Annotated in this window: 15 protein-coding genes and 1 tRNA gene; 8 read left to right on the forward strand and 8 right to left on the reverse strand. The window is 69.1% G+C overall.

The window, feature by feature from the left end; genetic code table 11:
- Window positions 1-186: 186 nt before the first annotated feature.
- The 4 genes from FV220_RS20825 to FV220_RS20840 form a co-directional block, all read right to left on the reverse strand.
- Window positions 187-423, reverse strand: a complete 237-nt coding sequence (locus tag FV220_RS20825; RefSeq protein WP_056143511.1) for a DUF2171 domain-containing protein — start codon at window positions 421-423, stop codon at window positions 187-189.
- 12 nt (window positions 424-435) lie between these two features.
- Complete coding sequence (locus FV220_RS20830) at window positions 436-1,032, reverse strand: ferritin-like domain-containing protein (protein WP_056143514.1); 597 nt, start codon at window positions 1,030-1,032, stop codon at window positions 436-438.
- Between the two features lie 195 nt (window positions 1,033-1,227).
- Window positions 1,228-1,836, reverse strand: a complete 609-nt coding sequence (locus FV220_RS20835; RefSeq protein WP_147833081.1) for a hypothetical protein — start codon at window positions 1,834-1,836, stop codon at window positions 1,228-1,230.
- A gap of 163 nt (window positions 1,837-1,999) precedes the next feature.
- A complete protein-coding gene (locus FV220_RS20840; protein ID WP_056143520.1) occupies window positions 2,000-2,212 on the reverse strand; it encodes a hypothetical protein in 213 nt (70 codons plus the stop codon).
- 476 nt (window positions 2,213-2,688) lie between these two features.
- Here FV220_RS20840 and fdxA point away from each other — a divergent pair, with 476 nt between their 5' ends.
- The 6 genes from fdxA to FV220_RS20870 all read left to right on the forward strand — a co-directional run bounded on the left by fdxA (window position 2,689) and on the right by FV220_RS20870 (window position 6,641).
- Window positions 2,689-3,027: a ferredoxin FdxA gene (gene fdxA, locus FV220_RS20845; RefSeq protein WP_018045675.1), complete on the forward strand. Its 339-nt coding sequence runs from the start codon at window positions 2,689-2,691 to the stop codon at window positions 3,025-3,027.
- Between the two features lie 581 nt (window positions 3,028-3,608).
- Window positions 3,609-4,211, forward strand: coding sequence for a CarD family transcriptional regulator (locus FV220_RS20850; protein WP_018045674.1), 603 nt, complete (start codon window positions 3,609-3,611; stop codon window positions 4,209-4,211).
- A gap of 307 nt (window positions 4,212-4,518) precedes the next feature.
- Complete coding sequence (locus FV220_RS20855; protein WP_026176254.1) at window positions 4,519-5,391, forward strand: RNA polymerase factor sigma-32; 873 nt, start codon at window positions 4,519-4,521, stop codon at window positions 5,389-5,391.
- A gap of 96 nt (window positions 5,392-5,487) precedes the next feature.
- The gene (locus FV220_RS20860; protein WP_147833082.1) at window positions 5,488-5,715 is read left to right on the forward strand and encodes a hypothetical protein; all 228 of its coding nucleotides are present in this window, start codon (window positions 5,488-5,490) and stop codon (window positions 5,713-5,715) included.
- A 3-nt stretch (window positions 5,716-5,718) separates the two neighbouring features.
- Window positions 5,719-6,501 carry a 4'-phosphopantetheinyl transferase superfamily protein gene (locus tag FV220_RS20865; protein WP_147833083.1) on the forward strand — a complete coding sequence of 261 codons (783 nt, stop codon included), beginning with the start codon at window positions 5,719-5,721 and terminating at the stop codon, window positions 6,499-6,501.
- Between the two features lie 63 nt (window positions 6,502-6,564).
- Window positions 6,565-6,641, forward strand: a tRNA-Pro gene (locus tag FV220_RS20870).
- A 203-nt stretch (window positions 6,642-6,844) separates the two neighbouring features.
- On the opposite strand, the gene FV220_RS20875 is transcribed toward FV220_RS20870, so the two are convergent.
- Window positions 6,845-7,678: an aminoglycoside phosphotransferase family protein gene (locus FV220_RS20875; RefSeq protein WP_147833084.1), complete on the reverse strand. Its 834-nt coding sequence runs from the start codon at window positions 7,676-7,678 to the stop codon at window positions 6,845-6,847.
- A gap of 205 nt (window positions 7,679-7,883) precedes the next feature.
- Window positions 7,884-8,168 carry a hypothetical protein gene (locus tag FV220_RS20880; protein WP_018045669.1) on the reverse strand — a complete coding sequence of 95 codons (285 nt, stop codon included), beginning with the start codon at window positions 8,166-8,168 and terminating at the stop codon, window positions 7,884-7,886.
- 269 nt (window positions 8,169-8,437) lie between these two features.
- Here FV220_RS20880 and FV220_RS20885 point away from each other — a divergent pair, with 269 nt between their 5' ends.
- A complete protein-coding gene (locus tag FV220_RS20885) occupies window positions 8,438-9,421 on the forward strand; it encodes a hypothetical protein (RefSeq protein ID WP_147833085.1) in 984 nt (327 codons plus the stop codon).
- On the opposite strand, the gene FV220_RS20890 is transcribed toward FV220_RS20885, so the two are convergent.
- Both FV220_RS20890 and FV220_RS20895 read right to left on the reverse strand, forming a co-directional pair.
- Entirely contained in the window at window positions 9,409-10,644 is a 1,236-nt protein-coding gene (locus tag FV220_RS20890; protein ID WP_147833086.1) for a glycosyltransferase family 4 protein, read from the reverse strand. The genes FV220_RS20885 and FV220_RS20890 overlap by 13 nt on opposite strands.
- Before the next feature lie 8 nt (window positions 10,645-10,652).
- Window positions 10,653-11,849, reverse strand: a complete 1,197-nt coding sequence (locus FV220_RS20895) for a glycosyltransferase family 4 protein (protein WP_348642099.1) — start codon at window positions 11,847-11,849, stop codon at window positions 10,653-10,655.
- On the opposite strand from FV220_RS20895, the gene FV220_RS20900 reads away from it, so the two are divergent.
- On the forward strand, window positions 11,766-12,979 hold a 1,214-nt coding region (locus FV220_RS20900; protein ID WP_147833087.1), incomplete at its 3' end, for a glycosyltransferase. The two genes, FV220_RS20895 and FV220_RS20900, sit on opposite strands and share 84 nt — an antisense overlap.

The following is a 12,979-nucleotide window of genomic DNA, read 5'->3' on the forward strand; positions in this document are numbered from 1 at the left end:
CCGGTCCCGGCGCTGGCGCCGACCGCGCACGCGCCGGCGGAGTAGATTTCGTGCCTCTCGCGCGCATCGACGAATCCGTCCGGTCCGGGGCTCGGCCTTCGGTCTCGATGTCCAGGCCGGGGTGAGGCCGGAAAAAAGGGGTCGCCTCATGGGCAACCCCTTCGCATTCCGGCCCGACGCGCCGCGCTATTCCGCGGTGCCCCATTCGTCCTTGGCCTGGGCGCAGGTCCGGTTCAGCTTGACCTTGCCGTCCTCCACCGCATCGATCGAGTCGACGTGGAGGAAGTGGTGCCGACCCTCGGCTTCGGGGTCGGTCCGGGTGAGCTTGATGCGCTGCCCGTCGAGATGGTCCACCGTGCCCACATGCCCGTCATCCGACCCGACGACCGGCATGTGCTCCCGGATCTTGCTGGTATCGACCATGGTTCGATCTCCCTACTCGGCCTTGGACTTGGGCTTGGACCCGGACTCGGCTTTGGCGCCCTTCTTCCGGGGAGCCGGCTCGTCCTCCGTCCCGGCCGCCTCTTCGGTCCCGGCCTCCTCGGAGCCCTCGACGTTGAGGCCCAGGGCGATCTGCGTGAGGAGTTCGTCGGTCTTCTTCTCCTCCTGAAGGGTCTCGTCGAGGAGCTTGGCGGCGTCCTCGTAGCCGAGCTGGCTCGCCCAGGTCTTGAGGGTGCCGTAGCGGGCGATCTCGTAATGCTCGACGGCCTGTGCGCAGCCGATCAGAACCGCATCCGCCGCCGGGCTGTCGCCGAAATCCTCGAGATCCTCTTCCATCTCGGCGGTCAGGCCCTGCATGGCCTCGCAGGTCTTGGCCCGCGCCGACTTGCCGATGATCTCGAACACCTGCTGGAGGCGCTCGACCTGGACGGCGCTCTCCTCGGCATGGGTCTCGAACGCCTGACGCAGCTCGTCGTGCTCGGCGGATTTGGCCGATTTCTTCAACGCGCGAACGGATTGCTTCTCGGCGTAATAGACGTCCTTGAGGGTCTCATAGAAAGCATCATTCAAGGTTTTCTGTTTGGCGGCCATAGACATCATCCCACTTCAACGAGTGTATTATTTCGTACCGACGCGTCATTGCGCTGTCAGTCATCAAAAGAACGCTCGTTCTGCCTTGAGGCTCCCAAAAATGAGAGATCTATATTTGGGGGAAAACTATGGGGATTGCGCTCGGCTGTGGAACCTTTCGCCGTCAGGCTGCCATGCTTGGCGGTCGCGCCGAGGTCAGGACGCGGCGGGAGGATGGAGCCGCAGGCGTCCGGCCTCGCCGCAGGCCGTGAACCAGTCCCGCTCGGCGTCCCAGGGGTGGCCCGACCAGCCGGCGAAGCCGAACCCATAGACGTCGATCGGGGGCAGGGACGGGCTCCGCCCCTCGAGGATGGCGAGCGCCACCAGGAAGCCCGTGCTCGGATTCGGGGTGCCGGAGACGCGGGGGGCGAGCTGCTGGCGGGCGCGGTCATGCAGGGCGGAGGGCAGGACATGGACCGGGCGGTGGGCGAGCTTGTCCCGCAGGGGCGCCGTCCAGCAGACGCGCTCATGGGCTCCCTCCTCGTCCGGCGAGAGTTCGGGGAAGGCCAGCAGGTAAGTGCGGGCGTGCCGGATCACGGGGCGATCGAGGAACCCGTCATCCTCCACCCAGGCGCGGGCCTGGCCTCCGCGATTGACGAGGGCGAGGAGGGTCACGCGCGATCCCGCCGGGCCGCCGAAACCCGCGGCGTTGTTGAAGCGCACCACGCAGGACGCCCCATCGATGGCCCGGCCGTGATCGCCGATCTCCGGCGCGTTGCCGACGAGGGCGAGGTGGGGATCGTCGAGGCCCGGCCATGACGACATGGGTCGAGTTCCTTTGAACAGGCCACCGGTGCGGGGACTCGCGGATGGGGCGTCGGGTCCTGAGCAGGTTTCGCAGAAGTGGCCCCCGGTTCTGCGATCGAAAACCTGCGACACAGCAAAGAGCTAAGCCGGGTGATGCGTTGGCTTGCCAACGCGAACCGGCTTAGGCCGGTCCGTCCGGCAGGGCCAGGGACGATCCGGGCGCCGTCCGCTCCATGGCGTTGAGGGCGTCCGCCATCGCATGCGCGGCCTCCCGACCCAGGCCGACCTGCCGGACGCTCTTCACCAGTGCCGGCTCCAGAGTCTTGGTGTCGTAGACCGTCCATCCTCCGAGTTCCGGAGCGATGGCGTAGACGGCATGCTCGTTGTCGTTCATGGCGTGCCTCGCATTCGAGGAGAGCGACTGTTCGGGGTCGATGGAACGGCCGGTGACGATCCGAGCTCCCCTGCGGGCTCTGCGACCCTTGGTAACAACGGTCTTTCGCCCGCCACCGCACCGGAAAGTTTGCCGGATGCGGCACTATTCACGTTACGAGGGCGCCCGTCGCGTCTCCTGTCGGACCCTCTCGGATAAAGGGAGCGGCCGGCCGGCGGATGGGCGGATCCGATGGCCTCCTTGGGTGTGGCACGGACGCACCTGCCGCAGCCGGCGTGAGCCGCCGCTGCTTGTCAGCCACCCTGGCAGGGGATAGAGCCGTGCGGAAATGACGGGCGGGGCGGTCGACGCGCCGTCCGCGAGGCGCGTGACACACGGACGCGTTAACGGAGCCGTGCGGGAGGCCGGTCTAGGATCGGGGCCAAGCGGGCTCGGGTCTCGCGATCCACCCCACCACGGATAGGGCTGAAGGGCACATGACCTACGTCGTCACCGACAATTGCATCAAGTGCAAGTACATGGACTGCGTGGAAGTCTGCCCCGTGGATTGCTTCTACGAGGGCGAGAACATGCTCGTCATCCACCCCGACGAGTGCATCGATTGCGGCGTCTGCGAGCCGGAATGCCCCGCCGAGGCGATCAAGCCCGACACCGAGCCGAGCCTGGAAACCTGGCTGAAGCTCAACGCCGATTACGCGCGGAGCTGGCCCAACATCACGCAGAAGAAGGACGCCCCGTCCGACGCCAAGGACTGGGACGGCGTCGCCGGCAAGCTCGAGGCGCATTTCTCGGCCTCCCCCGGCACCGGCGACTGACCCCTCGGCCGGGCCGGTGGCCCGGAACGTCCGGTTCGCCTCGAGGTCACGGACACGTGATCCCCGGCCCGCCGACGGACACGGGCGCTTCACGACGCCGCGGATGGCGGGCCGGCCTGCGGAAGCGTCGACCCGGCAGGTCTTCGGAGATTCCCTCCCCGCGTGCATCGGGCGCCGTGCGGAGCCCGGCCCGACCGGTCGCTCACGCATGCCCTGCGTCGGCAATCCTTTGATTCGGCGCCCGGTTTGTGGTATGTAGACCGCCTGCCGTCGTTCGTGCCTGACGTGCTGCCTTTGGCTACCTCACCGGTGGTTTTCAAACTTTTCGACAGAGTCGGCTTCCCATCTTCCTGGGACGCTACCTCGGCGAGACGAGGCGGCATGTGATCGACCGCTGGAGGCGCATGCGCCTTCCGCGACCCCGATCGCATGGTGTGGATGATCGGTTAGCCTGGGACCCGCTCGGCCGGTGCATGACGCATCGATGGCCGGCGGACAAGGGGCTCAAGCCGGGTCACCCACCCCGGGAATGAAGGTTCAGCGCGACTCGACCCGCGCGATGTTCTGGAGGCGCTTCTCGCATGACGACAGCCAAGAAGACGACGGCAGGCCGCCAAGGCTTCAAGACCGGCGAAGCGGTGGTGTACCCAGCTCATGGCGTCGGCCGCATCACGGCGATCGAGGAGCAGGAGATCGCCGGCTACAAGCTCGAGCTGTTCGTCGTCTCGTTCGAGAAGGACAAGATGGTCCTGCGCGTGCCCACCGCCAAGGCCAACAGCGTCGGCATGCGCAAGCTCGCCGAGCCGGAACTCGTCAAGAAGGCCCTCGACGTGCTCACCGGTCGCGCCCGGATCAAGCGCACCATGTGGTCGCGCCGCGCTCAGGAATACGAGGCCAAGATCAATTCCGGCGACCTGCTGTCGGTGACCGAGGTGGTCCGCGACCTCTACCGTTCGGAGGCCCAGCCCGAGCAATCCTACAGCGAGCGCCAGCTCTACGAGGCTGCCCTCGACCGCGTGCTGCGCGAAATCTCCTCGGTGAACAAGATCACCGAGACGGAGGCGCTCAAGCTGATCGAGCAGAGCCTCGCCAAGTCGCCCCGCCGCGCCAAGGGTGAGGCGGAAGCCGAGGGCGATGCCGAGGCGGAAGGCGACAGCGACGAGATCCGGGAAGAGGCCGCCTGAGCGGACCGCCGATCTCAGACGGATCCATCGGACGATCGGGCCCGGCGCACCAGCGCCGGGCCTTTTTCTTTGTCGGCACCGCATCGGCGGTCGCGCCAACGACCGTCGCCCGGATGCTCCGATGCGCCGCAGGGTCACGGCCCCCTGTCAGCCCGAGCCGGCGGAACTATCCACGTAACGGCTCCGTTGTCCGGTGCCTGGGCGATGCCCCCGGGCTGGTGCCCTCGCTTTCCGGACCATTCGGGTCGACCGACCCGGAATGTCCGTCGCGGTGCGCGCACGCAACGGACAAAAGGCGGAGGCGGGAATGGCGGACATCGCGGGGATACGGCGACAGTTCATTCGTACGGCCATGGAGGCGCCCTTCCTGGCGCGAGACGAGGAACGTGGCCTCGCCGTCCGCTGGAAGGACGAGCGCGACGAGCACGCGCTCCACCGCCTGATCTCCGCCCATATGCGCCTCGTCATCGCCATCGCGGGACGCTTCCGGCATTACGGCCTGCCCATGGCCGACCTCGTCCAGGAGGGGCATGTGGGCCTGATGGAAGCGGCTGCCCGGTTCGAACCGGAGCGGGAAGTCCGCTTCTCCACCTATGCCACGTGGTGGATCAGGGCCTCGATCCAGGATTACATCCTGCGCAACTGGTCCATCGTCCGCGGCGGCACGAGTTCGGCCCAGAAGGCCCTTTTCTTCAACCTGCGTCGCCTTCGCGCCAAGCTGATGCAATCCACCGAGGAGCATGTGGGCGACGAGATCCATCGCCGCATCGCCACCGCCATCGGCGTCTCGCGCGAGGACGTGGCCCTGATGGATGCGCGCCTGTCCGGACCGGACATGTCTCTCAACGCCCCCGTGGGCGAGGAGAGCGAGGCCTCCTCCGAGCGGATGGATTTCCTCGTGGACGGGTCCGACCTGCCCGACGAGACGGTTTCGGCCTCGGTGGATGGCGAGCGCCGGCTCACTTGGCTCAACGAGGCGCTCACCGTGCTGTCCGAGCGCGAATTGCGCATCCTGCGCGAGCGGAGACTCACGGAGGATCAGGCGACCCTGGAGGCGCTCGGCCGCCGTCTCGGCATTTCGAAGGAGCGGGTCCGGCAGATCGAGAACCGCGCCCTGGAAAAGCTCCGGCGCGCCCTGGCCGAGCGTTTTCCACAGACCGCCGGTAACGTGTACGTCTGATCGGACGGTACTTGCCGCCCGCGCCCGGCCCCGGCACATTAACGCTTCGGCATCCCACGTGTGAGATGACGGACGTCGATGGCGTCGAGGTGCGTTGTGCGGGAAGTCCATGACGAGACCGGTGGGGCGCATAGGCCGCTGATGGCCCTCGCGGTGATCCTTGCCGCGAGCGTGACGATCACTGCCGCCGTCGCCGTCGAGCACGGTCTCGCGTGGCCCGCGGCCGTCGGCACGTTCTACGGCCTGGCCGCCCTCTGTCAGATCGCCTATCTCGGCCTCGTCGTCGCTCGCGAGTGGGACGGCACCTCCGGCCCGTCGATCTGACGGGTGACCTCCGCTTGTCCGAACGAGCCGACAGGCACCGGGACGCCGGACCGAGCGGGGACGGATCCTGACGTCACCGTTTGGGACGTCGATCTCACCCAGGCCATCGACCATCGGGCGACGTGCCGGGATCTTCTCTCCGACGACGAGATCGCGCGCGCCTCCCGATTCGTCCGCGACGTGGATCGCTGGCGGTTCGAGGCGAGCCACGCGGCCCTGCGCCTCGTGCTCGGGGAACGGCTCGGATCGGACCCGCGCGGCCTCGTCTTCGGCGCGGCGCCCTCCGGCAAACCATATCTCGCGGGGGAGCAGGCCCGGTCATGCCGCTTCAGCCTGTCCCATTCCGGCAGCCGCGCCCTGATCGGGCTTTCCTCCTCGGCGGAGATCGGCGTCGACGTGGAAGAAATACGCCCGATGCCCGATCTGCTGCGCATCGCGCGGGCGCATTTCGCGCGTCGGGAAATCGCCGCCCTCGAAACCCTCCCGCCCCGCGACCTCACGGCGGCGTTCTTCGCCTGCTGGACCCGCAAGGAGGCCGTGGCGAAGGCGACCGGCCAGGGCCTCTCCCTGCCCCTCGACAGCTTTGCCGTCTCCGTCACGCCGGACAGGGCGGAGTTGCTGACGATGCCGGCCGGGACGAATGCGTGGAGCCTGCATGCCCTCTCCACGGCACCGGGCCATGCCGCCGCCATCGCGGTCATGGCAGCCGATGTCGGCTGCATCCGCCGCACCCTTGCCCCCGATTGGGCCGCCCGTCCCGCCGTCATATCGCAACAAGGGCCATGATGGCGCTTGCGGCCCCGCGCCGGCCTCGCTATACGTCCGCTCGCCGGTGGAGACGCCGGCCGTCGGAGTGTAGCGCAGTCTGGTAGCGCACCACGTTCGGGACGTGGGGGTCGCAGGTTCAAATCCTGCCACTCCGACCAAATTTCCCGAGAGTTCGCAGTCTCTTAACTGCTTCCCCACAAATATTAGCCGCACGGCGTGGACCGCCTGACGAGCCTCTGTCTCCGCATGATGGTGTCCGCCGCCTTCGCGAACGGCGTGCCGTTGGCGACGAGCCGCGTCGCTGCACTACGGCTCGGCTCGGTCGCGGTGCGTCAGGCCGGTCCCGGCGGCGGGCCGCGCATCAGATCAGATGCGCGAAGTGGTGTCCCAGCCGTCTCGCTTCCGCCTGAAGGTCGTCCTCGTTCGGGGCGGCCTGCCCGGACAGGCGGGCGACGATCATGGGCAGCCGCCAGGCGTCGATGTCCCGCCTGTCGAGGCCGCTCAACCGGCAATACGTCCAGACATAGAAATCGGCCAATCTCGCGCGGATCTGCGCATCGGCCGCCTTCGCCCAGGCGTTGACGAAGCGTGTGCGTCCGGATCGCAGGATGAGCTCGGTGCGGGCGACGTCCGCTGTGGGATGCCCTGACGTCGACTTTTCCCAGTCGATGACGACCAGACCGTCCGGCGTGTAGAGCGCGTTCTCGGGGTGGAGATCTCCGTGGCAGAGATTGTCCCCATCGGGCAGGCGATCGAGCACGGCGAGCGTCGTTTGCTTCAGCCAGGCAGGCACTCTCGCTCTGGAGACTTGAACGCGCAGTGCGTCCTGCTGGTTGGGAAGCGGAGCATTGTCGATTGTGTGGATGCCGAATTGAATATGCGCGAGTTGCCTCAGGGCGCCCAGCATGCCGACCGGGTTCCTCCTGAAGTGTTCGAGAACCGTCTTGCCGTCGATATGCTCGAACAGCACGCCGGATCGTCCGTGCCGCTCGATGATTCCCAAGGGAGCCGGGACGCGCAGGCCTTGGGAATGGGCGAACGACGTCGCGACGAACTCCTTTTCGGCGAGGGACTTTCCCCATTTCGCCTTGTAGAGCTTCAGTATCTGGCCCGATTTGTCGACAAAGACTTCGGCACTTCTTCCCTCACCGATGCGCTGTGTCCGATCAAGAGCGATCTCTTGCGTCGATACCATATCGATCCAACGTCATGGCCCCCTCCATGCCATGCGCGAGAGTATCGTCGATGAAGATCAGCCGGCAATCCATTCCGGGACGGGATCGGTGCCGACATGGGGACGAGGTGCCGCTGCGCACACATGGCGCAGCAAAAACCCCGCTCCGGCTTTCGCCGGGCGGGGTCCCAATGCGAGGGCTCTTCGCTCTGAAGTCTGCGGCCCGTCAGTATCCGTAGCGGCGAGCGCGACGATAGTTCTGGTCCTGGCGGCGCAGATGCGCCCCATACCGGCGATCGTGGAGCATCTGCCGGCGAATGTGCTTCCGATAGCGGTACTGGGGCGAATGCCCATAACCGGACCGGTACCCGTACCCGTACTGTACGGTTTCGACCGCCGCCGGCTGTCCGAGCGCGGTGGCGTCCACGGCCAGCGGAGCGGCCTGGGCCGTTGACGTCAAGCCGGCACATACGAGCGCCGCGGCGAGCGCGAGGGAGCGCAGGTCTTTCATCGGATATCCTTCCTTGTGGGTAGGACGACGGCATCTAGGGCGGCGAAGCTTGGCTTCAACCCAAAAATCCGCCGCGGTGCGAGCCCGGCGGGTCGGGTCGTTCAGTGGGGGGCTCCCCAGAAGGCCCAGGCCCCTTCATACCCTCCCGGAAACCGCGCATTGATGCCGACGATGCCAGGCAGGGTCCGCGGAAGCGGTCGCCGGTTTTGCGTCCTGAAACCCGCGAACCCGCTCAGGCGCGGCGAGGCCGGGCGCGATGAGGGAGAACCATGCGACGCTGTTTCGTCTGTGAGGCCGATAGCCTCGAGCCGACGGACCGGCACATCGTCCATGAGGATGGGCGGCGGCGGGGGTTTCCCATCGCCTGTGCCTCGTGCGGCGTGCTTGTCCAAGACGGGGCGGACCCGGCCGCGTGCTGGGCCGATCTCGCGCGGGCTCTGGCCGGGCGCGCGTTCCGCCTCGATCCGCAAGCGCCCTACGGTCTCGACATCTATACCCTCCGCCTTGCCGCCACCCGGCTGCGCCGTGGCGTCAGGCCGGTCGGCGGGGCCGACCGCGCGGCCCTGCTGCACCCGCATTCCGAGCGGGCCGCCGCCGGCGATCTGTTCGATCTCGATGCCGCGCTCTCGGCCACGGTCTCGCTCGGCCTGATCTGCCGGCCGCAGGATCTGGATGCCGTGCTGGCCCGCCTTCCCGCCCATGCGGCCTGGACCGGCGACGTGGTGGTCCTCGTCGACGCCCCCGACAGCCCGCCGGTTTCCGCCGCCATCGCCGGCTATCCCTCCGGCGCCGTGCGGGTCGCCGCCCGCCCCCTCGCCGGCGATTTCGCGGCCCAGCGCAACGCGCTGCAGGCCCTGTCGCGCCGTGCCTGGACGCTCCAGCTCGACGCCGACGAGGAGTTGGCAGCCGCCGTGGGTGAGCTGCTTCCGGCCCTTGCCGCCCTGGCCGAGGAGGGAGACGTCCTCTCCATCGGCCTGCCCCGGCGCAACCGCGTCGACGGGGTGTTGTCGGATGTCTATCCGGACGTTCAGTACCGCCTGAACCGCGCGGATGTCCGTTTCGGGGGGCGTGTTCACGAGCGGCCCGATCTCGGCGGCGCGTGGCGGCGGGGCTTCATCTCCCTCCACGGCGCCATCGAGCACCGGCTCTCGCGCGCCCATGTGGAGGCGCGGTCCCGGCGCTACGAGGCGATGGACCCCGGCCGGGGGCGCCCGGAGGAGGAGACGGCGCTGCTGCGCCCCTACCGGCCCTGACGCGCTGCCGCGATGGCCCGTTCGTAGAGCGCCAGGGTCTCGGCCCCGAGCCGCGCCCGGTCGAAGGCGCCGCTCGCCGAAAGGGCGCGGTCCCGCAGGCGCAGGCGCAGGGCGGAATCCAGGAGCAGCGGACGGATGGCCTCGGCCAGGGCCGCCCCCGTCGCTTCCCGCGCGAGAAGGCCTGCGCCCGGCCCACCGATGAAGGCGCGGGCGCTGGCATCCTGGGCGCAGGCCACCACCGGGCGGCCATGGGCCAGGGCCTCCTGGTAGACGAGGCCGAAACTCTCGTAGCGCGAGGGGGCGAGGACGACATGCGCTCGCGCATAGGCGGCCTCCAAGGCCACGGCGTCGATCCGGCCGAGGGGGCGCAGGCGCCGTCGCGCGGCGGCGGGACAATCCGGCGGGAGATCGGCCTCGGGCACGCCGACGAGGGCGATCTCGAAGGGGGGAAGCGTTCCCGCCTCGCAATCGGCACCGAGGATCGCGGCGGCGGCGAGCAGGAGATCGAACCCCTTGCGCGGCTCGGCCCGGCCGACGAACAGCAGGCGGACCGGGCCGCCCGTGGCCTCCGGATAGGGAGCGGCGCGGCCGCGTTCCAGCATCTCCGGGGGCAGGCTCAGGCCGATCACCGCATGGGGCCGGGCGGTATGGGGCCGGACGGTATGGGGCCGGACGGTATGGGGCCGGGCCGGCTGAAGGCCGTAGAGCGCCGTCATCCGCGCCGCGTGCTCGCCGGTATTCGAGATCAGCCCGGCGCTCGCCCTCGCCTGCCGGCGTTCCAGCCGGTCGGCGGCGAGACCGTCCAGGCGGTCGCGCAGGGAGGCGGCCGGTTCGCGCGAGAAGGCGGCGGGCGTGGAGTTGCGGGTGACCAGGGGCGGGGCCGCGCCGCCTCCGAGCAGGGCGGCCGGCCCGTACCAGTTCGTGGCCTCGATGCAATCGAAGGGATGCCGGGCATGGGCCCGCAGCACCGCCCGGCGGAAGGCGATGGGCGCGGCGAGGTGCCCGGCCGATCCCCACAGGCGCAGCCGCGCGAGCCGCGAGCCCGGCGGGAGGCCGATCCCCTCGATCCCGACGCCCGCATGGTCGCCGGACCCGGTGCGGTCGAGGGTGAACACCGTGACAGTGACGCCGAGCGCGCTCAGGCTCTCGGCGATCTCGCGCGCGGCGGTGGAAAGCCCGCTCGGGGCGGGGGGATAGTCCCAGGCGAGGAGCGCCGTGCGCATGCGCCCGCTCACCGGCCGAGCAGGCGCCGGTAGATCGCGAGGTAGTCGGCGGCCATGCGCTCGGCGGTGAAGCGCGCCTCGAAGCGGCGGCGCACCTGCGCCCGGTCGAGCTCGCCCACCCGCGCCAGGGCCGCCACCGCCTCGGCCTCGGAGGAGACGACGAAGCCCGTGACCCCGTCCTCGACGATCTCCGGCACGGAGCCCCGGTTCCAGGCGATCACCGGGGTGCCGCAGGCCATGGCCTCGATCATCACGAGGCCGAAGGGTTCGGGCCAGTCGATGGGAAACAAGAGGGCGCGCGCGCCGCCGAGGAGCCGGCCCTTGGCCGCATCGTCCACCGGGCCGACATAGACGGCGTCGTCACCGAGCAGCGGGCGGACCGCCCGGTCGAAATAATCCGGGTTCCCCACATCCACGGTTCCGGCGAGGCGGATCGGCAGGCCCGCCGCGCGGGCGACGCGGATGGCGACGTCGGGCCGCTTCTGGTCGGTCATCCGGCCGATGAAGGCGAGATGGCCCTCCGGCTCGCTCCGCAGGGCGTAACGGTCGCGCGCGATGCCGTGATGGACGATGCCGGCGCGGTTCGCCGCCGGGATGCCGGCTTCCTGCGCCGCCGAGATCGCCGCCACGGGCAGGTCGGGGAAGCCGGCGAAGAACAGCGCCCGGTCGCGCTCGTCCACGCGCCAATGCACGGTCGTCAGGCTGCGGCATCGCCGCGCGCCGAGCACGGGCGCATGCGCGAACTCGCCGTGGCAATGGACGATGTCGAAATCGTCGAGGCGGCGGGCAAGCGCTTCCATCTGGAGCGCTTCCAGGGCTGCCGGCACTCCCGGAGCCACGCGGCCCTCACGGGCCTCCAAGGCGGCGAGACTGAGATGATCCCCGACCCTTGGTATATCTGTCACACTGTCCGCCGGGGCGAAGAGCGTTACCTCAACCTGCAAGTTTCGCAGTGCTATGCTGAGATCATGGATGACGCGCTCCGTCCCGCCATGATGCGTCGGAGGGGTCGGAAAGATGTTGGGTGCGACCTGCGCGATACGGATCACGGGTTGTTCTTGTATTTTAGGTATGAAAGTCGACATTTTATCCGTGGTTGACGCGCCGGCACCCCGCCGCTGATGTTCGTTCTTCATATCGCGCTTCAAGGATGTCTTCGCGGTGACGACGTCGCCTACGGCCTCACCGCCGATACGGGCGGCCATATCCGCTACCTGCTCGATCTCGTCCGGGCCTGTGACCGGGATTCGGCCTCGGACCGAATCGTCATCGCCACCCGTCTGTTCGAAAGTGCGCTCGGAGCCGACTACGCCGTGCCCGAGGAAGCCGTATCGGACAAGGTGACGATCGTGCGACTCGCCAGCGCGTCGCCGGATTACCTGCCCAAGGAAGCGCTGCACGGGGAGGTGGCGAGCTTCTCCGAAGCCCTCGTCGCGTGGATCGCCGCGCAGCCCGTGCGCCCCGCCATGATCCACGCGCATTATGCCGATGCGGCCGCCGTCGCCGCCCTGGTCGAGGACCGGCTCGGCATCCCCTTCGTGTTCACCGCGCATTCCCTCGGACGGGTGAAGGCCCGCGCCATGGGCCGGCCGCCGACGGATACCCCGTCCCTGGCCCACCGGATCGCGGCCGAGGAGACGGCCCTGGCCCGCGCCGCCCTGGTCATCGCCTCCTCGCGCGACGAGGCCGAGGTGCAATACGCGACCTATGCCGCCTACGATCCCGGCCGCATCCGCGTGCTGCCGCCGGGCAGCGACCTGGCGCGCTTCCACGCGGCGCGGACCTGCCCGAGGGTGGACGCCTCCATCGACCGTTTCCTGCGCGATCCGGCCAAGCCCGCGCTGCTCGCGCTGGCCCGGCCCGTGGCGAGGAAGAACCTCGCCGCCCTGGTCACCGCCTATGGCGAGAGCCCGGAACTGCAGGCGCGCGCCAACCTCGTCCTCGTGGCCGGAACCCGCGACGACCTCGACGACCTCGACGGCGGCATGGCCGAGACCATGCGCGACCTCCTCGTGCTCATTGACCGCCACGATCTCTACGGGCTTGTGGCCTATCCGAAGACCCACCGCCCCGACGACGTGCCGGCCCTCTACGCCTATGCCCGCGAGCGCGGCGGGGTGTTCGTCAACCCGGCCCTCAACGAGCCCTTCGGCCTGACCCTGCTCGAGGCCTCCGCCGCCGGCCTGCCGCTGGTCGCCACCGACAGCGGCGGTCCCAACGACATCGTCGAGACCTGCGGCAACGGCCTCCTCGTCGATCCGCGCGATCCGGCCGGGATCGCGCGGGCCTGCCTGCGCATCCTCACCGAGCCCGGCCTGCGCGACCGCTACGTCGC

The sequence above is a fragment of the Methylobacterium sp. WL19 genome (genome assembly GCF_008040005.1).
Lineage (GTDB): Bacteria > Pseudomonadota > Alphaproteobacteria > Rhizobiales > Beijerinckiaceae > Methylobacterium > Methylobacterium bullatum.